Genomic DNA, 21523 nt, shown 5'->3' with positions numbered 1-21523 from the left:
TTATAGCTAAAGTTTAACTGATTTATTAGTCGATTTTTCTCTCCCCCAGGCTGACAGTTCAGCAACTGCAGTAAAGAGAACATCGGTTGATGAATTGAGAGCAGTCTCACAGGAATCTTGAATAACACCAACGATAAATCCAGCCCCAACCACCTGCATGGCTGTATCATTATCAATTCCAAACAAGCTGCAGGCAACTGGAATTAAAAGCAATGAACCTCCGGCTACCCCAGATGCCCCACATGCTGAAATAGCAGCCACTACACTCAGAATCAGAGCTGTCGCAAAATCTACATGAATCCCCAGAGTTGAAGTCGCTGCCAAAGTCAAAACATTGATGGTGACAGCGGCCCCAGCCATATTGATCGTGGACCCTAAAGGAATGGACACCGAATAAGTATCTGGATCCAAGCCAAGGTCCTCACAAAGCTTCATGTTGACCGGAATATTGGCAGCCGATGAGCGAGTAAAGAAGGCTGTCACACCAGATTCTCTCAAGCAACGTAAAACCAAGGGATAAGGATTGCGACGCATCATGATAACAGCAATGATTGGATTGACTACTAAAGCAACAAAGGCCATCGTACCCACTAGGACAAGGATTAAAATACCATACCTGGAAAGAACACTAATCCCATTCTCTGAAATGGTTGTAAAAACCAAACCAAGAATTCCAAAAGGAGCTAGATTAATAATCCAGCGAACAATCTGTGAAGTTACCTCAGCAATCGTATTAAGCAATTCCTTGGTATGCTGACTGGCTGTCCGCATGGCAAAACCAAAGACAACTGCCCAAACCAAAACTCCGATATAGTTAGCTTCAACTAGAGCATGGATAGGATTATCGACCATCTTCAAAAGCAAAGCCTGAAAGACAGCTCCCACCCCTTTAGGTGATTGAGAAAGGCTTGAAGCTGCCTTGGTCGCTGCACCAGATAGAGTCAATTTAATGGGAAAAAGATAATGAGAGATAACAGCAGTCAGAGCAGCTGCAAAGGTACCAAACATATAGAGACCGATAACAGTGGTCATATTGGATTTTTGTCCTTCACGCGTTTGTGATAGAGCGTTAGCTACTAGGGCAAAGACCAAAAGAGGGGCAATAGCCTTCAAAGCACCAACAAACAATTTTCCTAGGAGACCAATGATGGTAAGCTTGGGAAGGACCAAACCAAGAACAGCACCACAGACAACACCAATGGCAATTCGTTTCAATAAGCTGGTGCGATTCCACGTTGATAAAATTCGTTTCAATATTCTACCTCTTTATAAAGCTGAAATGTAATATGATGTATGAAACCATCTTAATACAAAAGACCGAAGTCGTCAATACGGCTGGCAAAATTAAGGATACAAAAGAGAAGATCCGAAGATCTTCCCTCACTTTTGTTTATTTTTGAAGCGCCATTCGAAGCGAAGCTCGTCGTAGAATGGATAGACTAAATTTAAGACACCGTAGCCTAGGATAAGACTAGCAAGAACATCCGTTGGATAATGTACACCCAGATAAATCCTCGACAGACCGATAAGAAAGATAACTAATCCCAACAAAAATTCTACAAGGTAACGAATAACTTTTTGTTTAATCCGCTGACGGGCAATGATAATCATACCACCAACCATCAACATCAATACTAGCGAATGCGCACTGGGAAAAGAATATCCTGTTTCTACTACTAGATGCCGAATTGATGGACGAGGGCGCTGGTAAAGATTTTTTAAAATTACTACCAAGACAAGATCAATTACCCCCAGCAGAGTCAAAAAACCAGCTTCTATATACCATTTCCTACCAATCATAAAACCAACAATCACTACAAAAATGACCAGTAAGGTTGACGAATGTGTGATAGTTCTAAAGAAAGCTGTCAAAGGAGCCGGTAAATCCCCCCGAACAGCAGATTGAATAGACTGGTCAAATCCTTGCAGGGTACGGGGGTCAAACTTAACGATATAACCTAAGATAACAAAGACTAAAGCTGCAAAGCTAGCTCGGATAAAATATTTTTGTCGATTATGCATAACGGTATTATAACATAGGACCTACAATTTCGCTATGAGAGGTTTGATAGCTAGGTAAAGTACATAAAAGCTGACTGCAAAGATAGCCCCCTCAATGAGGTTAAAAGGAAGGACCATAGCAAAAAGGTAGTTCGCCATACCCAAGATAGCCTTAATATCAAAGTTAGCAAACTTAGCATAGAGCGGAGCTGCATAAATATAATTTAGAATAATCATGGCAGCCGTTAAGCCTAGCGTCCCCAAACCAGCCCCTAGGCAATAAGATTTAAATGTCTGCTTTTTTTTCCACATCAGTCCCAGCGCTGCTATAAAAAGACTGAGGGCGATATAGTTCATTGGTAATCCTATTAAGGTACCCACGCCACCGTTATTCAAAAGCAATTTTAACAAGGTCCGCAACGTTAGAACTGCAAAAGCACTCTTGAGATCAAAGATAGCAAGCGCTAGAAGCACTGGCAGAATTGAAAAATCAACCAGCAAAAAGCTAGCCCCTGGAATCAGCGGAAAGCTAAAATACATGAGTAAGAAGGACACCGCCGAAAGAATGGCAATATAGGCTAAACGACGTGTCGATTTGATAGATGTTGACATAAAAAATTCCTCCAATTTTTTCCAAATTGAAGGAGGCTAAGTCATTTTAGAACAAAAGATCTAGGTACCTTAGCTGAGCCCAACTACCTTAAAATTCCTTTGTAGCACAAAAAACTTGTCTCCTCCCTTCCAGACTATACTGTCGGTTGTGGAGTTTCACCACATCAACCCCGTAGGGTTCGCGGACTTCCGCTTCTTTTGAAGCCGTCACCGCCGGTCGGGAATTTCACCCTGCCCTGAAGACAATCTAAGCATAACAAAAAAGACCGATAAAAGCAAGATTATTAGTCTTGAAAACTTAATCTGGTCAAGTATTGTCTCGCTTATACAACTTTTTCCAAATAAGGTAAAACACCTCTGACACGAAAGCGAAACAAGCCATACTTTTATTTGTGAATGTAGCGTTATGGTTTTGGGAAAAAATGACTTATGAAAAGTAGCATTCAAGAATTCAGAGAACGTCTGGGACAATCTCTTATGAGCGTATTCCTCATGGAGCCTGAAACCGATACCCATCTAGAAACCACTCGTTAAACTAGGAGTGGGATCAACTCAAAAATTGAAAATTTTGGTCCTCACCACATCCTAATTTTAAGATGATGACCTGAAATGGTCTCTCCTAAGCCGTTTTTGACACTTGCTTTCAAGCTCCATTCCCCGATTAAAAAGGTCTCCCAGACCTTTTTAACCCACCCCTGCACAGCTCAAAAATTCTGAGGGACCTTTTGGGGTTGAAAATAAAATGAACGATGGTCATCACAGTCGTTTAGATTTTCCGCTTCAGCCTTGTGGTAACAGGAAAACCAACTTGTAGCTTCTTTGCTACTAAAGCACCTCATGAACTGTGCAGGGCTAAGACTTCTTGGCCTAGCCTAAGCCAACAAGTCTTGTTCCCAACCACTGCTTATCCTAAAGCAGGAATACTGGACAAATTTTTGGCCAGCCTTGGGCCACTTCACTAGAATTGTTTTTTGCCTTACTTGCATTATCAAACTAACTATTACCTTTATGGGCAAAGAATTCCTAATCATCCGTATTATCACAAACTAAAACAAAAAATCTCGGACCGCTGGGCCCGAAATTTTTACTAACCAATTTAGAAATGGATCGACTCTAGGGAAGGTAGCCTTGTTCAAATTCTCATATGAACACTTGTTAGGATTTATCTTATTTTAATTTATCATTTTCATAGGTGTGGACTAAATCCAGATGATTGAAGTTCTGCTGCCGCAAGGCTTCATAGACAATCATGCAGACAGTGTTGGAAAGATTGAGACTACGAACATGCTGATCATTCATAGGAATCCGAATAGCCTGTTCACTATGCTCTCGCATAAAGTCTTCTGGCAGTCCTTTGTCCTCTCTCCCAAATATGAAATAATGATCCTGATCATCCGCATAATCAATATCAGAGTAAATACTTTCAGCAAACTTGGACACTAGGTGGATGGCCCCCTGACATTGAACTAGAAACTCCGCTAGACTATCGTAGAAACTGATATCTAACTTATCCCAATAATCCAGACCCGCCCGCTTCATCTTACGATCATCGATAGGAAAACCCATAGGCTTAATAATATGCAAGGGGCTGTTAGTAGCTGCACAAGTACGGGCAATGTTACCCGTATTAGCTGGAATTTGGGGCTGAAAGAGAACCACATGATTGCGACCTTTGGTCTCATGATAGTTTTCCTGAATGAAGGGTTGTACGACCATAACTACCTCACAAGATTTTTTATTACTATTTGCTTCTCACTACTTGCAAAAAAATAACCACGCTGCCCGGAGTCAAGCTCAGCAAACAGCATGGTTGGTGGTGGCTCATTAACTTAAATCATAACAGGTCTGATTTAAATCAACGATTCTCTACAGTTTAGTATAGCACTCTATGGCTAGAAGTCAACACTTACTAAATAAAAAATTTTTAAATGTTACAAAAAGAATGACTTTTACGCTCATTTTATAAAATTCTTCTTTACAGTCCAAAAACTAGTTCATTTCAATCTTGTTTCAAGACTTATTATTTTAAAAAAGGGGATGATTTTTCTCCAAAAAAAGAGTAAGATAATATATTAGCTTAGGCCTTTTTGGCTATTTTTAAAAAGCTAAAGAACTGTTTTTTAACTCAGCTAATCATCGCACAAATGCAATGAATGTAAACCTATGCTAAACAATCATTAGAGCTTATAAAAAATTCGGTTCATAGACTAACATATAAGGAAAAGCAATGAAAATTATTGTTGTCGGCGGTGGTAAAGTCGGTACCGCCTTATGTCGTTCTCTAGTTGAAGAAAAGCATGATGTGACCTTAATTGAAGAAAAGGAAGAAGTCTTGGGTCGCGTTAGCAGACGCTTAGATATTATGGGAATCGTTGGCAATGGTGCCAATTATAAAATTCTGGAGCAAGCTGATGTACAGCACTGTGATATTTTTGTTGCTATTTCCGACCAAGACGAAGTCAATATGATTTCGGCCGTCTTAGCTAAAAAAATGGGGGCCAAGGAAACCATCGTTCGGGTCCGTAATCCGGAATATTCCAATGCCTATTTTAAGGATAATAATTTCTTGGGCTTCTCCATGGTGGTCAACCCTGAGCTTCTAGCAGCCCGTTACATTGCCAACAGTGTTGATTTTCCAGGAGCTCTATCGGTTGAACACTTTGTCAACGGCCGCATTATGTTGATGGAATTCAAAATCACTGAAAAGAGCAGGCTTTGCGACCTTTCACTCGATCAATTTCGCCGGAAATTTGGTAATATCTTGGTCTGTGCCATCAAGCGTGATGGCCAAGTCATTATTCCTGACGGAGATGATCAGCTGCTCACTGGTGACAAAATCTACGTGACCGGCGACCGCATCGAAATGATTCTCTTCCACAATTTTGTCAAAAGCAAGGTCATCAAGAATATGATGATTATTGGAGCAGGACGGATTACCTACTATCTGCTCAATCTCTTGCGCAACACCAAAATTAAGCTCAAGGTCATTGAAATTACCGAAAAGCGCAGCCAATACTTTAGCCAAGAATTTCCAGAAATCCCTATTGTTTTGGGAGACGGAACCGCTAAAAATATTCTGGTTGAAGAAGGTGTTGAAAACTACGATGCCGTGGCTACACTGACAGGGGTCGATGAAGAAAATATCATCTCTTCCATGTTTCTTGATACCTTAGGAATTGAAAAAAACATTACCAAGGTTAATCGAACCAGCCTTTTGGAAATTATCGACACCGATGGATTTTCCAGCATTGTTACACCAAAATCCATTGCGGTCGACAGTATGATGCATTTCATCCGCGGCCGGGTCAATGCTCAAGAATCGTCAAGTTTGGATGCTGTCCACCATATTGCTAATGGTAAGATCGAAACTCTCCAGTTCGAAATCCGTGAAAAGAATAAAATCGCCGGTAAGCATCTGGCTGATGTGCAACTCAAAAAAGGAGTCTTGGTGGCTGCTATCATCCGTAAGGGCAAACCGCTGTTTCCAACCGGACAGGATACTTATGAGGTCGGTGATAAAATCGTCGTGGTAACCCTGCTGACTAATATCACTGATATTTACGATCTTTTGAAATGAGGTGGCCTGAATGAATCGTTCTATGGTCCGCTACCTCCTAGCGAAATTATTACTGATTGAAGCCGGTCTGCTAACTGTTCCCTTGTTTGTCGCTCTCATCTACCATGAGGATTGGCAGGCATTTGCCAGCCTACTGACTACGATGGGAATTCTTGGTCTGCTGGGCTTGACAGGCTCTGCCTTTAAACCCAAAAACTATCGTATTTATACGAAGGAAGGGATGTTGATTGTCGCCCTCTGTTGGATTCTCTGGTCCTTCTTCGGAGCGCTGCCCTTTGTCTTTTCCGGTCAAATTCCCAGCCTAGTGGATGCCTTCTTTGAAGTCAGTTCAGGTTTTACAACGACTGGCGCTACTATCTTGCCCGATGTCAGCGTCCTCTCCCATGCCCTGCTCTTTTGGCGGAGTTTCACCCATTTAATCGGGGGGATGGGAGTATTGGTCTTTGCTTTGGCAATTATGGAAAATTCTAAAAATGCTCACTTGGAAGTCATGCGAGCAGAAGTTCCTGGCCCCGTCTTTGGTAAAGTAGTCTCCAAACTTAAGAACACTGCTCAAATTCTCTACATTATCTACTTGGGAATGTTTGCTATTTTTGCAGTCATTCTTTGGTCTTGCGGTATGCCCTTTTACGATAGTGTCATTACTGCTATGGGCGGTGCCGGCACTGGAGGCTTCGCTGTCTATAACGATAGCATTGCTCACTACCACAGCAGCCTGATTACAGTTATCGTTTCCATTGGAACCTTGATTTTCGGAGTGAATTTTAATCTCTACTACTTCCTCTTGATTCGGAAGTTCAAGATTTTCTTTGGTGATGAAGAACTGCGAACCTACCTAAGCATTGTAGCCATAGCTACAGGACTGATCTTCCTCAATATTTTCCACCTGTATGGCTCTTGGGCTCAAAGTTTGCGCTACTCCTTCTTTGAAGTTTCCAATGTTATCACCACGACCGGCTTTGGCATTACCGACCTAACCAAGTGGCCCCTTTTTTCTCAGGTTATCCTTTTAGTGCTGATGATTATCGGGGGATCCGCTGGTTCTACAGCCGGTGGTTTCAAGGTTATGCGTTCATTGATTGTCAGCAAGATTACCAAAAACCAAATTCTAAAAACCCTTTACCCCAATCGTGTCATGTCTCTCCATGTCAACCATAGCCCGCTGGATAAGGCTACTCAGCACAGTGTTCTCAAGTACCTGACTGTCTATGCTATGATTTTCATAGGACTGATTTTATTAATTAGTTTGGACAATAATGATTTTATTATTGTGGTCAGTGCTGTTGCTTCCACCTTCAACAATATTGGCCCAATGCTGGGAACTGCGGATACCTTCGCCATTTTCAGCCCCTGGGCCAAATTCCTTATGTCTCTAGCGATGATTGCCGGACGTCTGGAAATCTATCCGGTTCTCCTCCTCTTTATCCCAAAGACATGGTCTAAATATTAAGAATAAATCAAAAAGGAGCCGTTCAGTAAGAATGGCTCTCTTGCTTAAAAAATGGAGCTAGGTAGAACCAACCAGCTCCGTTTTTTTGTTTATTAGGGCATGTAATTTTTATATATCCGTCAGCGGGGTAGCCTCATCCGGCGAGGTATCTAAGACTTTAAAGTCATGACCAACACCAAAATCAGCCTGAGTCAGGTTGTTTTCCATGGTCATGTGGGCCAATTCCTTGATGTTATTTTCCTTACTGAGATGGCCTAGATAAATCTTCTTGGTCCGGTTGCCGATAGTGCGAATCATAGTTTCAGAGCCATCCTCATTAGAGAGGTGACCCTTGTCCGATAGGATTCGCTGCTTAAGACTCCAAGGATAGGCACCTGATCGTAGGATTTCCATATCGTGATTGGACTCAATCAGATAGCCATCCGCATTTTCAATCAGACCTGCCATCCGATCACTGACATACCCAGTATCTGTCAGCATAACAAAACTCTTGTCGTCTTTCATAAAGCGGTAGAATTGGGGATCAACAGCATCGTGACTGACACCAAAACTCTCAATATCAATATCGCCAAAGGTCACGACCTTCCCCCGCTCAAAAATATGTTTCTGCTCTGGGTCAATCTTACCAATCATATTGTGAGCATCCATGGTCTGCCAAGTTTTTTTATTGGCATAGATAGGCATCCCGTACTTTCGAGCCAAAACACCAACACCGTGGATATGGTCTTTATGCTCATGGGTAACTAATATAGCATCCAAATCTTCAGGCTTGCGGTCGATTTCAGCTAGAAGACTGGTAATCTTCTTTCCTGAAAGACCTGCATCAATCAAGAGCTTCTTCTTGGGAGTTTCCAAGTAAAAGGAGTTCCCTGAGGAACCCGATGCTAAAATACTATATTTAAAACCTTTATTGGTCATCGACTGACTCATCTTCCTCCCATTCATCATCAAAGTCGTCAGGCTCCTTATCATAAGGGAGAACAATGGTAAAGGTCGAGCCCTGACCATATTCACTCTTAGCCCAAATAAAGCCATGATGTTGCTTAATAATTTCCTTGGCAATAGCCAAGCCCAGACCGGTACCACCTTGAGCCCGACTACGCGCCTTATCTACACGATAGAAGCGATCGAAAATCAAAGGCAGGTCCTTCTTAGGAATACCCAGACCCTGATCGGAGATTGAAATAATTAATTGGGTATCGGTGGTAGTCATTGAGACTGTAATCTCACCACCATCAGGTGAGTACTTGATGGCATTGTTGAGAATATTATCCAAGACCTGGGTCATCTTGTCGGTATCGATTTCGACCCAGATTGGATTGAGTGGATAGTTGCGAACAATTTCATAATCCTTATCGGAATCCTGTTGACTCTTAATTTGATCGAAACGATTGAGAATAACCGTGATAAAAGCGGTAAAGTTGGTCATTTCAACTTCTAAATGGCTGGTATCATTATCAATCCGCGACAGCTGCAAGAGGTCAGAAATCATCCGCATCATTCGGTTAGTTTCATCCAACGAAACCTGAATAAAGCTAGGGGCTACATCCTCATTGAGAGCCCCTTCATTGAGGGCTTCCAAATAGGATTTAACCGAAGTCAAAGGAGTCCGCAGTTCATGGCTGACGGTCGAGACAAAGAGGCGGCGCTCACGCTCCTCCTTTTCCTGCTCAGTTGTATCATGCAAAACAGCAACCAAACCAGAAATAAAGCCACTCTCCCTTCGGTTGAGGGCAAAATTGACCCGCAAGGTGATAAATTCATCGTATTCATTACGGCGATAGAGAGTCACCTCTGGGGTTTGGGTAATTAAATCACGATAATCATAGTCATCCGAATCAATCAGGTCCATGATATTCATCTCAAGAGCTTCTTCTCGTGTCAGATTCAGCTGTTTACGAGCTGTATCATTAATCATAGTAATCTTTCCAACACGGTTGGTCGCCAAAACTCCGTCGCTCATATAGGAGAGGACAGAAGCTAGGCGGTTGCGTTCTTGCGAAAGGTTTTCATGAGTCAGATGGAGGACATCCGATAGGTCATTCAAGTTGGTTCCCAACTCAATCAGTTCAGAATCTCCCTTTAAATGAAGATCTTCTGTGTAATCACCAGCAATCAAACTGGTCACCTTTTGGCTGATTGCCCGAACAGTCTTAGCATTTCGGTATTCCCGAACTGCCTGATAAATAAAGTAAAGGGCAACCAAGGCCAAAAGGATTAGTAGGGCTAATTCAAAGGTATTGAGATTTTCAACAACAGGATTATTATTCATAAGACTTCATATAATAACCAACGCCACGACGGGTTAAAATATATTCTGGCCGGCTTGGGGTATCCTCAATTTTTTCACGGAGACGACGGATAGTAACATCAACAGTTCTGACATCACCAAAATAATCATAACCCCAGACTGTTTCCAATAAATGTTCCCGAGTCATGACTTGGCCGATATGAGTCGCCAAATGATGGAGCAGTTCAAATTCACGGTGGGTTAATTCTAATTCTTCGCCACGTTTTTTAGCAACAAAGGCATCCGGAACAATTTGCAAATCGCCAATAATAAGCTCACTGTCTGAAATACTGTTTTCCTCAGCAACGGCTGTTTCAATTGTTTCGGTTCGACGCAGATGCGCCTTGATTCGAGCCAGAAGCTCACGATTAGAAAATGGCTTAGTGACATAGTCATCGGCACCAATTTCCAGACCGATAACCTTATCAAATTCACTGTCCTTAGCAGACAGCATGATAATTGGCACATGGCTGCCCTTGCGAATCTCCTTAGCAACTTCGAGCCCTTCCAATTCTGGCAGCATCCAATCCAAGATAATCAAGTCTGGTTTTTCATCTTCAAACTGCTTAAGGGCTTCCTTACCATCAAAAGCAGTAACAACTTCATAACCTTCTTTAATTAGATTAAATTTAATAATATCTGAAATCGGCTTTTCATCGTCGACAACAAGAATCTTTTTCATCATTCTTACCTCTTTTTTCCTATTAATTGATATTTTATCCTTTATTATAACAAAAGTCACGAAATAATAGAAATACTAAGGGTTTACAAGTCTATTTCAAGTCTGTATAAATTTTCTGAAAATATTGACAAGAAATCTTTCTTATGATAAAATTTATACCACATTAGGTTTTCTGACATCAGAATTCAAATCAGCTAACGTCTTCGTCAAAGGAGGAATCTATGGCACTTATCGAATATAATAATGTAGAAAAATACTATGGTAACTACCATGCCCTTCGTCATATCAATCTCGAAATTGAAAAGGGACAAGTCGTTGTCTTGCTAGGGCCTTCTGGTTCAGGAAAATCAACTCTCATTCGCACCATGAATGCCTTGGAAAGTATCGAAACTGGCAGCCTCAAAGTCAACGGCCATGAAGTTTCTAATGCGTCTAACAAGGAATTGGTGCAGCTGCGCAAGGAAGTTGGCATGGTTTTTCAGCATTTCAACCTTTATCCTCACATGACCGTGCTAGAAAATGTGACATTGGCTCCTATTCGCGTTTTAGGCATGGATAAACAAGAAGCAGAGAAAATTGCTGAACAATACTTGACCTATGTTAATATGTGGGACCGCAAGGATTCTTATCCAGGCATGCTGTCCGGTGGTCAAAAGCAACGGGTAGCTATCGCTCGCGGTTTAGCCATGAATCCTGAACTCCTGCTCTTTGATGAACCTACCTCTGCCTTGGATCCTGAAACCATCGGGGATGTTCTAGCCGTCATGCAAAACTTAGCCAAGGAAGGGATGAACATGGTGGTGGTTACCCACGAAATGGGCTTTGCCCGCAGTGTAGCCGACCGCATCATCTTTATGGCTGATGGCGAAATTTTAGAAGATACTACTGATGTGGACGGTTTCTTTGATCATCCAAAAGAACCACGCGCCAAACAGTTCCTTTCTAAGATTATCAACCATACCAGTGAAAAAGTTTCTATTGAATAAGGAGGGATGACACATGAAAAGAATACCCCTCGTACTGGCAACCTTGCTACTTGCTTTAGGGAGCTTTTCCCTTTTCAAGGGAAATTCAGCACAGGCAGCCACCCAAGGTAAACTGCCAGCACAAGTACAAAAGATTAAGAATTCAGGAACTCTCAAAGTCGGTGTTAAACAAGACGTTCCTAATTTTGGTTACTATGATTCTAAAAAAGATAAATACACCGGTATGGAAGTGGATCTTGCCAAGAAAATCGCTGATACTTTAGGTGTTAAGGTCCAATATACAGCTGTTACTGCCCAAACTCGAGAAGCTCTGCTGGATAATGGGCAAACTGACATCATGATTGCCACCTACACGATCAATGACCAACGTCAGGCTAATTTCAGTATTTCAAAGCCTTACTATTATGATGAAATTGGCTTTTTAGTCAACAAGGCTTCTGGTATCAAGAATCCCAAGAATTTGGATGGAAAAACGATCGGAGTCGCTCAAGGATCAACAACCAAGGCTTCCCTAGAAACTTTTGCTTCTGATAATGGCATTAAATTCAAGTATGTTCAGTTAGGAAGCTACCCTGAATTGGCTACAGCCTTGCGGGCTTACCGAGTTGACGCCTTCTCTGTTGATAAATCCATTCTGACAGGATACGTCAGCAAAAACAACAAGATTCTTGACCAAGGTTTTGACACCATGGAATACGGGATTGCCAGCAAGAAATCAAACAGTCAAGTCACCCAATACATCAACGGTCTCCTAGACCAATGGCAAAAAGATGGTAGTCTGCAAAAGCTATATCAGAAGTATAACCTCAAGCCTGCCAGCCCTGACAATAAGTAGAAAGGAGCTCTGAGCCTATGTTTATTTTAATAACAGCAACTAGTCCCTACGCCCTTTCACGGTGGGCTGATTACTTTGCCAACTTTGGCCAATTCGCTAAAGGCTTCTTTTACACCTTAGGCATGGCCATCTGCGCCCTCTTGCTAGCTCTAGTCCTTGGTTTAGCCTTCGGAGCTATGTCTTCATCTCGCAACAAGTTAGCCAAGGCTATCGCTCGTGTTTATGTGGAACTTTTCCAAAATACACCACTACTGGTTCACTTTGTTTTTGTCTACTACGGACTCTCCATTTTAACCAGTGGAGCCATCAAGGTCCCAGCTTTCTGGACTTCTGTAATCTGTGTCGGTGTCTATACCGGAGCCTATATGTCAGAAGTCATCCGCTCGGGGATTGAATCTATCCCGCGCGGGCAGACAGAGGCTGCATTATCACAAGGTTTCACTTACCGTGAAACGATGGGGTTAATTATCCTGCCTGAGGCCATTCGGATTATCATTCCACCGATGATTAACCAAGTCGTCAATTTAATCAAGAATACAGCGACAGTTGCGATTATCTCGGGAGCAGATATCATGTTTACTGCCAAGGCTTGGGCCTACGAAACAACTAACTATATTCCTGCCTTTGCAGGAGCAGCCCTGCTTTACTTCATCGTCTGCTTCCCTGTTGCTACCTGGGGCCGGCATGTTGAAGAAACCAATAAGAAAGCTTACGATTTATAGGGAGGAGGAAAACGTATGTCTGAATTATTTGCATCTTATAACTTAAAGTTCCTCGCCCAAGGTCTCTGGACAACTATTTATCTGGCCTTTATCATCATTGTTCTCTCGACTATCTTTGGGATGATTTTGGCTGTCATGCGTAATAGTAAAAATACCGTTTTGAAGCTGATCGCCAGCATCTATATTGAATTTGTCCGCAATGTTCCTAATCTTCTCTGGATTTTTATCGTTTTCTTGATTTTCCAACTTCAAGCGACATCGGCAGGGATTACAGCCTTTACCATCTTCACTTCGGCTGCCTTGGCAGAAATTATTCGCGGAGGACTCAATGCCATTGACCATGGACAAACCGAAGCTGGCCTTTCACAAGGACTGACTCAGTTTCAGGTCTTACGGATTATCGTCTTGCCGCAGGCCATCCGCAAAATGCTACCTTCAATCATCTCTCAGTTTGTTACCGTTGTTAAGGATACCAGCTTCCTTTACTCGGTTATCGCTCTCCAAGACCTCTTCGGAAAAAGTCAGATCCTGATGGGTAAATATTTTGAAACCAGCCAAATTTTCGCACTCTACTTTACCATCACCGCTCTTTACTTCTTAATTAACTTCAGTATTTCCAGTTATTCCCGCCACCTCTCCAAAAAGTGGGAACGAGCAGCGGAATAAAGGATCAAAAGATCCTTATCTCGCTGACAAAAGCAGCTGGTGACTAACAGGGAGCACTATGCCAGCTATCTCCCTCTACTTCCAAGCTGTTATCACTATCGAGTCATCTCATATCAAAATAAGAAGACAGCTTAGGAGGACTCATCCTCTCTAATAACTTCACCTCTGACAGGATTTTATGATCGACTGTCAGGGTCAGGAATGAACTAGCCTATCAATAGGCAAAAAGCCAAGCTTGAGACATTTTCAAGCTTGGCTTTTTATACATTTCTTTATTATCGTAAGGCATATTTCATTCGCAGTACTCGCTCTTGCTGCTTACTTAGGCGCAGAAGAATAACCACCTTGTCCACACTCATATTACTTTCTAAAAGCCGCTCTGCTGCCATCATCAAACCGTTTTCGATTCCCATCTTAAGAACAGGATTTTCTGTGTCATTGGCATCAAAGAAAAACTTGCTATTAGGAAGGTCAAAGAGGATTTTCACTGCCCCAAAAAGTTGCTCAAAGCTATCAATAGCTACATCATAGACAAGCTTAGTACCTGTCTTAAGCTTTCTGCCACGGTGGTTGAACCACATAGCCTGCCAACCACTGGCCTTGGCACCAACCACATCATTGTCATAGGAATCACCAACGTAAAGAGTGGTGGCGGGATTCATTCCGAATTGCTCAGCTGCCAGATTAAAAATCTCCTTCTCAGGTTTTTGAAAGCCTGTGGCCTGGCTAACGAGAACGTGACCCGGCTCAATATAATCATAGAGGCCCAACTTGCGAACTTTCTTGAGCTGGTGCTCGGTCGGACCATTGGTGATGATTCCCATAGTGACCCCTTTTTCCTTTAGAAAATCAAGGGTCATCCTCATTTCGTCCAACATGGTGATATTTTCTAATTCGTGCTCGTAGACTTCTTGGAAGCGGCTGCCTGTCACTTCATCTATTTCGCGGTAGCCAAATTCTAAGAGGGTCTCTTTGCAGCGCCAAAAACGGAAATATTCTGTTGTCCATTCACCGGCCATGACACGAGGAAAACCGACATCTGAATAATGACGGAACCTGATATAAGCTTGATTTATTTGGCTCATATCAAAGTCTGGAAAGCATTGTTCTATAGCCAGACGATAGGGAGCTTGCTGATCATAAATAGTATCATCAACGTCAAAAACAATAGAAGTAATCATGATAGACCTTTCGATTTTATTTCCCAAAAATTATACTATCTTTTGAGAAGAATGACAAACGCTAATCGCCAGTCACAATATCGCTAAAACCAGTTTTTAGCTCTTGATTTTCAGTTTCTTTAACAACATAACGGTCACCATTGGTATCTTGCGAGTAGAGAACCTTAGGTTCACCAGAAGCACTGATCACAAAAATGTAGCGATGGACGCTGGTACCGTTACCGTACCAATACTCATAAGCATCCACAATCGTCTCATCACTGCTGAGTTTGCTGCCATCCTGCCAGTAGACAGGGAGGTCAACCGCTATTTTCTTGTAGTTTGGCTGCTTCATCTGTCTCCCCCAGGAATCCATAAAGTCTGCCAACTGGCTGGCCTTGTTAGCATTCCAATACTGGGATTTCTCGTTTTGATGATCAGCTTCTGAGGAAGAATGGGAGGATTGGCTTGAGGAAGAACTTTGACTAGAAGAGGACGAGGGCTTTGATGGTGAACGAGATTTACGGACACGGTTATTCCTCTGACTGGTCTGTTGGGTGCGGACAGACTGGGACTTCTCTTGCTTTAGTTGGAAAACCAGTACTGCGATAATGGCTAATAAGGCAAGAATCAACAGACTGAGCGCTAGCTGATGCTTATTCTTACGATTACTAGAGGCATTCTTAACCTGACTTGACCCCTGCTTTTGTTGGTTGGCAAAGGCTTCTTGAACCTCTTTTGGTGTCGGTTTGCGATGATTGATTTCTTCAAAGGCTGCAATCCATTCCAACTCTTTCTGACTTAATTTTTTCATCAATAGCTTTCCTTTCATAATACTTATCTCTATTGTAGCATAGTTGGCAAACCACAGACAAGGCTCCTCTAATTATTAGTTTAGGGTAACTATTAAAGTTTCATTTTTGCTACATTTTTTACCTCAAATAGCGGTTTTGCACTTATTTTCCTATATCACATGTTTCTATTTTATGATAAAATAGATTGGAGTAACTACTGGAGGATAAACATGTCTCAGGAACATAAGCAAGAATTGAATGACCAACAAATTGTCCGCCGAGAAAAAATGGCGGCTTTGTCCGAAATGGGCATTGACCCTTTTGGCAAACGCTTTGAACGAACTGCAAATTCAGCTGAGCTCAAGGCTAAATATGATGATAAGTCCAAGGAAGAACTTCATAAGCTTAACGAAACCGCTACTATTGCTGGCCGCCTCATGACCAAACGTGGTAAAGGTAAAGTCGGCTTCGCCCACCTGCAAGATCGGGAAGGGCAAATTCAAATCTATGTCCGTAAAGATGCCGTTGGTGAGGAAAACTACCAAATTTTCAAAAAGGCGGATATTGGCGACTTCTTGGGCGTTGAGGGTGAAGTCATGCGAACCGATATGGGAGAACTTTCTATCAAGGCAACTCATATTACGCATCTGTCCAAGGCCCTGCGTCCCCTGCCTGAAAAATTCCACGGTCTAACAGATGTGGAAACCAAGTACCGCAAGCGCTATTTGGATTTGATTACCAATCGTGACAGCTTCGAACGCTTTGTCACTCGCTCACAAATCATTTCTGAAATTCGCCGTTATCTGGACAGCCTTGGCTTCTTGGAAGTTGAAACACCTGTTCTCCACAATGAAGCCGGTGGGGCAGCGGCTAAGCCATTTATTACCCACCACAATGCTCAGGATATGGACATGGTACTGCGGATTGCAACCGAACTCCACCTCAAACGCCTGATTGTCGGTGGTATGGAGCGTGTTTATGAAATCGGCCGCATCTTCCGCAACGAGGGAATGGATGCTACCCATAACCCTGAATTTACCTCCATTGAAGTGTATCAGGCCTATGCAGATTTCAATGATATCATGGATCTGACCGAAGGCATTATTCAGCATGCCGCTAAATCCGTTAAGGGGGATGCTGCTGTCATTTATCAAGACACTGAAATCAAAATCAACGAACCCTTCAAGCGTGTGCACATGGTTGATGCTATCAAGGAAGTAACAGGAGTTGATTTTTGGCAGGAAATGTCTTTAGAAGAAGCTCAAGCGCTAGCACGGAAAAAAAATGTTCCGCTTGAGAACCACTTTACATCTGTTGGACATATTATTAACGCCTTCTTTGAAGAATTCGTTGAAGAAACGCTGATTCAGCCAACCTTTGTCTACGGACATCCAGTTGAAGTCTCTCCTCTGGCTAAGAAAAATACAGATGATCCGCGCTTCACCGATCGTTTTGAACTCTTTATCATGGCCAATGAATACGGCAATGCCTTTACCGAGTTAAATGATCCAATTGATCAGTTAGAACGTTTCAAGGCTCAGGCAGCTGCCAAAGAACTTGGTGATGATGAAGCAACAGGTATCGACTACGATTATATTGAAGCCCTCGAATACGGTATGCCGCCAACAGGCGGACTAGGTATTGGAATCGATCGTTTGGTCATGCTGCTAACCGATACCACAACCATTCGCGACGTATTGTTGTTCCCTACGATGAAATAAATTTAAAACCACCTTTTCACGGGTGGTTTTATTTATTATGTTAAAAACTAAGATTGACTGACCAGCAATCGAGGTCTTGGTCATTGTGATATGGAACTATGATTTTGTAATTCTGACACTAGTTCCCTGCCCGACCTGGCTGGTTATTCGGATAGAAAGCTCTAAACTGTCTAGTATCTGCTTGGTCATGTAAAGACCAAATCCAGTAGCCTTCTGGTGCTCATGGCCATTATAACCAGTAAAGCCTTCTTCAAAAAGTCTAGGCAGATCCTCTGGGAGAATGCCCAATCCTTGGTCCGTAATAGTCAGACCTGTTTGCGTCATGGATAAGATAATCTTTCCCTGCGGCCTAGAGTATTTAATAGCATTATCTAAAATTTGCGAAATAGCGAAGGTCAGCCATTTCTTATCGGTCTTAATCTGCCACTCTCCCTCAATCTCAACAGAAAGTTCTTTGGCCAGACAGGCGATTCGGTAAGTCTTGACTAAATCCACTGCCACTTTCCTTACCGAGATATTTTCAAAACGAAAATCATCTTGATGCTGGCTAAATTTAAAATAGGCTAAGAGGGTAGACAGATAATTTTGCAGGCGGAGCAATTGCTGCCTTACCTCTTGTTTGTCCAAATTATCTGTCTGAGCCATAAGCGATATAGCCGAGATAGGCACTTTCATCTGATGAGACCGCATCTTAACGACAGATTCTAACTGCCTAATTTGACTGATAGCCTGCAGTTGATGCTCTGCTTCTCCAGCCTTTAAATCAGCGATAATGGTTTGATAGGCTTGATCACTGGGAGTCTGCCACATTTTTAAATCCGTCAGTTCTAAATTGACTGTGGCGCTAGTTATCTGTTTTAGCTTACTGTAAAAACGGATATAAAGCCAGAGGCTGAACCCTAACAAAATAACGATATTTAAAGCTAGACTATTGATAAAATAGGCCAGAGGCAAATGATAGAGCCAAAAAGTTAAGCAGAACAGACCAGCTATGAGGCTATAAATCAGATACCAGAGGCCGTATTCTTTGATGAACTTTCTAATCATTTGAGTAAATACCCTACCCCTCTCACCGTATGAATATGATTAAAATCCAAAGGGCTTATCTTCTTGCGCAGACGGGTCATATTAACACTCAAGGTATTTTGATCGATAAAGCTCTCATTTTCCCAGAGTTTCTCCATCAGTTCTTCCTTGGACACCACCTGATCTTTATGAGACAGCAAAATCGCTAAAATCTTATTTTCTGTCGGCGATAAGGTAACCTGCCTGTCACCATTCGACAAAAGGCCGTCACGTGTCAGGCTAAAATCACCTATATGCAGGACATCAGCTGTAAATTGCTGAGCCCGGCGCAGGAAGGCGGAAATTTTAGCATCCAAAAGGGGCAGTGAGAAAGGCTTGGCAATAAAATCATCGCCACCCATATTGAGGGCCATGACCATATCCATCTCATCATCACTGGACGATATAAAAATAATAGGGACAGTCATAGACTTGCGAATCTCTGTTGTCCAATAAAAGCCGTTGAAATAAGGCAAGGTAATATCCATTAAGATGAGGTCTGGTTTAAAATCTTCAGCTTCTCGGCGGACATCACGAAAATTGCGGACACTGGCTACCTGATAGCGATCGGACAGGTGCTGGCTAAGTAGCGATACAATGGTCTGATCATCTTCAACAAGATAGATTCTCTCTTGTGTCTGAGTCATAAGCTTCCTTTCTGGATGGTGAGGGAAAAGCGGCTCTGCTCTTTTCTGCCACGCTGGCTTTCCTTTCGCAAGATACAAAAGCGGCAAGGCAAGACAACAGAGGGTAACACCGTAGGCTTGCATACAAGGCAGGCGGTCCCTTTCTCGATGTTTTTAATCCATGTTTCGTTTACAAGATACAAGGACATTGAGCACTCCAAAGAAAACGAGCGAATCTGATAAAGAAGTACCGAGACTCTAGGAAGACGGCCCTTTTTCCTCAGAAGTGCAAACGCATTTAACTCATTTTAACATAAAAGGACCTGTGTCGACACTATCGACTGAGGTCCTTGAAACTTTAATCCTAATAATCAGTTGCTCTTTCAGCGTTCAATCAGGCGATAATAGGTACGGCTGGTCAGGCGATAGATGATAAAGTAGATCAAGGCGATAACCGCAACTGTTATAACGCTGACAAGATAGACCAGATTGGAGCTGGTCACACCGAAAACTAAAAGCATCTGCTTGAGCATGGGAATAGCCATCACAAAGTTCAAGGCAGCAAAGACCAAAGGCATAAAGAAGACGAGGATAATTTGTGAATTGATGGTCTTCTTCACCTGCCCTTCACTCATACCGACTTCTTGCAAAATGCGGTAGGATTTCTTGTCTTCATGCCCTTCAGAATACTGTTTGTAGTAGATAATCAGAGCCAGTCCTAAATAAAGCTGCTGCCTAAAAGGACACCTGTGAAGAGCAAACCGCCGAAAACCTGATAACCTTCTGCTAGAGAAGCCTCGCGTGTATCCAGATGACCCGCATCTTTACTCTGGCCGATAGCAATGCCATTTGGTGCAACTTTCTTGATTTCCTTATCAGACAGTTCCAAGTAGGCCGTATACGTTTCACCGATCGTTGTCATCTTAGATAAATAAGGTTTGTAAGCTGCTACTATAGCCATAGCCTCTTGACGGTCAGCAACGACCAGAACGCCTGGATTATAGGTCGTAGTAACGTCTGGCATTTGCACAGCTTTAAAGTTCTTGACGATATTATAATGCCGTCCTAATAAATCGAGGTTTTTTAACCGACTGTTCCCCTTTTGGATATAGAAGGCTGCCTGCTTCTTTTTTAGGTGGGGGAGATCATTGCCTAGTTTTCGGAAATCCTCCTGTGTCAGGACATAGACAAACCCCTGTTGGCTAGCATCCTTTAGAACATCTTTATCGGTTACACGTACAGATTTTTGAGTGCTTAGGGGCATAAAAATCATGCTCGTAGTGTAGTCAATAAGGTCCTTGTCCGATTTGTTTAGTTTGTCTAAGACATCAGCCTGCAGACGCTGACGTCCTTCGCCATGCTTAGTGGCATAGGTAATTCTGACGGATTTTGGAAAAGTCTCTCTGGCCACATTTTGAGTATTACTATAGAGGGATACTGTTGTTCCGATGGTAACCAGAGCCATGACGGCCAACAGGGTAATGCTGGCTAGACCTATCGCATTTTGCTTCATGCGAAAGATCATCTGCGAGGTGGTGACAAAGTGTTCGGGTTGATAGTAATAAGCCTTGTTTTTACGACGGTGCTTGAGGTACCAGGTCATAAAGCTGATATAGAAAAGATAGGTCCCAGCAATAACTAATAGAACAGCGATAAAGAAACGGTAGAGTACCACGAGAGCAGCAGAATTGGTAGATGTTAAAGCGAGATAATAAGCCCAACCCAGTGACAGCAGTCCAGCTGCTGCCAAGATAATATTGCCTCGAGGTTCTTTTTCTCCCTGCTCCTGCTTACTGAAAAGGTTTAAAGGAGAGGACTTTCTGATATGCCAGAGGGCTGTCAGTTCCAAGATCAGAAAAATTCCTGCAAAAATAATAATTGTCAGAATAAAGGGCAGAACGGTCAGCTTTAAATTAAGCTTATCATAATTGATGATATTGACAAAGATGAGATAGAGAAACTTTGAGAAGACCGCACTGAATACAGAACCCAGAAGGATTAAGCCCAAAAAGATCATTCCTAGTTCTAGTGTCGCTATAAAGCTGACCTGAGCTTTATTCATCCCCAATATATTGTATAGTCCGAATTCACGGCTGCGTTGCTTGAGTAAAATCTTGTAGCTGTAGCGCTCCATGATAAGAGAAAAGATAGTCAGGACAAAAATGCCTAAAACCAAGGTAGTGGCCCCAGTGTTCATTCCTTTCCCCATAGGACTGAGCAGAATCAGCCATGACGAACAAAGCAAGGAAAAGAGCAGGAGACTGGCCAACATGAAGGGACCGTACTGACTTATAGAGTTTTTGAGGTTGCGAACAGCCATTTTAAGATAGAACATC

General features: G+C 42.5%; 18 protein-coding genes, 1 pseudogene and 1 riboswitch. Of the genes and pseudogenes, 7 read left to right on the top strand and 12 right to left on the bottom strand.

What is annotated here, in order from left to right:
* Positions 1–6: 6 nt before the first annotated feature.
* The 4 genes from sstT to STRCR_RS04620 all read right to left on the bottom strand — a co-directional run bounded on the left by sstT (position 7) and on the right by STRCR_RS04620 (position 4329).
* The gene (sstT, locus tag STRCR_RS04635; RefSeq protein WP_004227231.1) at positions 7–1254 is read right to left on the bottom strand and encodes a serine/threonine transporter SstT; all 1248 of its coding nucleotides are present in this window, start codon (positions 1252–1254) and stop codon (positions 7–9) included.
* Between the two features lie 126 nt (positions 1255–1380).
* The gene (locus STRCR_RS04630; protein WP_004226586.1) at positions 1381–2022 is read right to left on the bottom strand and encodes a phosphatase PAP2 family protein; all 642 of its coding nucleotides are present in this window, start codon (positions 2020–2022) and stop codon (positions 1381–1383) included.
* Positions 2023–2043: 21 nt separating this feature from the next.
* The gene (locus STRCR_RS04625; RefSeq protein ID WP_004225146.1) at positions 2044–2613 is read right to left on the bottom strand and encodes an ECF transporter S component; all 570 of its coding nucleotides are present in this window, start codon (positions 2611–2613) and stop codon (positions 2044–2046) included.
* Positions 2614–2726: 113 nt separating this feature from the next.
* A riboswitch (FMN riboswitch) is annotated at positions 2727–2861 on the bottom strand.
* A 919-nt stretch (positions 2862–3780) separates the two neighbouring features.
* Positions 3781–4329: a tRNA (cytidine(34)-2'-O)-methyltransferase gene (locus STRCR_RS04620; protein WP_004229926.1), complete on the bottom strand. Its 549-nt coding sequence runs from the start codon at positions 4327–4329 to the stop codon at positions 3781–3783.
* A gap of 511 nt (positions 4330–4840) precedes the next feature.
* On the opposite strand from STRCR_RS04620, the gene trkA reads away from it, so the two are divergent.
* Together trkA and STRCR_RS04610 are read left to right on the top strand one after the other, a co-directional pair.
* Positions 4841–6190, top strand: a complete 1350-nt coding sequence (trkA, locus tag STRCR_RS04615; RefSeq protein ID WP_004225985.1) for a Trk system potassium transporter TrkA — start codon at positions 4841–4843, stop codon at positions 6188–6190.
* 10 nt (positions 6191–6200) lie between these two features.
* Positions 6201–7640 carry a TrkH family potassium uptake protein gene (locus tag STRCR_RS04610; protein WP_004226033.1) on the top strand — a complete coding sequence of 480 codons (1440 nt, stop codon included), beginning with the start codon at positions 6201–6203 and terminating at the stop codon, positions 7638–7640.
* Between the two features lie 108 nt (positions 7641–7748).
* Here STRCR_RS04610 and STRCR_RS04605 read toward each other — a convergent pair whose 3' ends face one another.
* From STRCR_RS04605 to yycF, 3 genes are read right to left on the bottom strand one after another with little or no spacing between them, the layout of a single operon-like run.
* Positions 7749–8558, bottom strand: a complete 810-nt coding sequence (locus STRCR_RS04605; RefSeq protein WP_004227445.1) for an MBL fold metallo-hydrolase — start codon at positions 8556–8558, stop codon at positions 7749–7751.
* Positions 8548–9912 carry a cell wall metabolism sensor histidine kinase VicK gene (vicK, locus tag STRCR_RS04600; protein WP_004229049.1) on the bottom strand — a complete coding sequence of 455 codons (1365 nt, stop codon included), beginning with the start codon at positions 9910–9912 and terminating at the stop codon, positions 8548–8550. The genes STRCR_RS04605 and vicK overlap by 11 nt, the downstream gene beginning before the upstream one ends.
* Complete coding sequence (gene yycF, locus STRCR_RS04595) at positions 9905–10612, bottom strand: response regulator YycF (RefSeq protein ID WP_004225299.1); 708 nt, start codon at positions 10610–10612, stop codon at positions 9905–9907. Before yycF ends, vicK begins: the two co-directional genes overlap by 8 nt.
* 221 nt (positions 10613–10833) lie before the next feature.
* Here yycF and STRCR_RS04590 point away from each other — a divergent pair, with 221 nt between their 5' ends.
* The 4 genes from STRCR_RS04590 to STRCR_RS04575 are packed head-to-tail and all read left to right on the top strand — an operon-like array spanning position 10834 to position 13821.
* On the top strand, positions 10834–11598 hold the full coding sequence (locus STRCR_RS04590) for an amino acid ABC transporter ATP-binding protein (protein ID WP_004228678.1): 765 nt from the start codon (positions 10834–10836) through the stop codon (positions 11596–11598).
* 13 nt (positions 11599–11611) lie between these two features.
* A complete protein-coding gene (locus STRCR_RS04585) occupies positions 11612–12433 on the top strand; it encodes a transporter substrate-binding domain-containing protein (RefSeq protein WP_004229998.1) in 822 nt (273 codons plus the stop codon).
* Between the two features lie 17 nt (positions 12434–12450).
* Positions 12451–13155: an amino acid ABC transporter permease gene (locus STRCR_RS04580; protein WP_004226909.1), complete on the top strand. Its 705-nt coding sequence runs from the start codon at positions 12451–12453 to the stop codon at positions 13153–13155.
* A 15-nt stretch (positions 13156–13170) separates the two neighbouring features.
* Positions 13171–13821, top strand: coding sequence for an amino acid ABC transporter permease (locus STRCR_RS04575; protein ID WP_004225348.1), 651 nt, complete (start codon positions 13171–13173; stop codon positions 13819–13821).
* Between the two features lie 275 nt (positions 13822–14096).
* Here the strand turns inward: STRCR_RS04575 and STRCR_RS04570 are convergent, their stop codons facing one another.
* Together STRCR_RS04570 and STRCR_RS04565 are read right to left on the bottom strand one after the other, a co-directional pair.
* Positions 14097–15002, bottom strand: a complete 906-nt coding sequence (locus STRCR_RS04570) for an HAD family hydrolase (RefSeq protein WP_004229064.1) — start codon at positions 15000–15002, stop codon at positions 14097–14099.
* A gap of 61 nt (positions 15003–15063) precedes the next feature.
* A complete protein-coding gene (locus STRCR_RS04565) occupies positions 15064–15795 on the bottom strand; it encodes a DUF4767 domain-containing protein (RefSeq protein ID WP_004227699.1) in 732 nt (243 codons plus the stop codon).
* 210 nt (positions 15796–16005) lie between these two features.
* Here STRCR_RS04565 and lysS point away from each other — a divergent pair, with 210 nt between their 5' ends.
* Positions 16006–17496, top strand: a complete 1491-nt coding sequence (gene lysS, locus STRCR_RS04560; protein ID WP_004227535.1) for a lysine--tRNA ligase — start codon at positions 16006–16008, stop codon at positions 17494–17496.
* 96 nt (positions 17497–17592) lie between these two features.
* On the opposite strand, the gene STRCR_RS04555 is transcribed toward lysS, so the two are convergent.
* The 3 genes and pseudogenes from STRCR_RS04555 to STRCR_RS04545 form a co-directional block, all read right to left on the bottom strand.
* Positions 17593–18543: a sensor histidine kinase gene (locus STRCR_RS04555; protein WP_004226161.1), complete on the bottom strand. Its 951-nt coding sequence runs from the start codon at positions 18541–18543 to the stop codon at positions 17593–17595.
* Positions 18540–19208 carry a response regulator transcription factor gene (locus tag STRCR_RS04550; protein WP_004229714.1) on the bottom strand — a complete coding sequence of 223 codons (669 nt, stop codon included), beginning with the start codon at positions 19206–19208 and terminating at the stop codon, positions 18540–18542. The genes STRCR_RS04555 and STRCR_RS04550 overlap by 4 nt, the downstream gene beginning before the upstream one ends.
* Positions 19209–19570: 362 nt before the next feature.
* Positions 19571–21522: pseudogene (locus STRCR_RS04545) on the bottom strand (ABC transporter permease).
* Between the last annotated feature and the right edge of the window lies 1 nt (position 21523).

The organism is Streptococcus criceti HS-6 (assembly GCF_000187975.2).
Classification (GTDB): domain Bacteria; phylum Bacillota; class Bacilli; order Lactobacillales; family Streptococcaceae; genus Streptococcus; species Streptococcus criceti.
The sequence above is the reverse complement of the archived record's forward strand: the minus strand, read 5'-3'. Positions and strand labels throughout refer to the sequence as shown.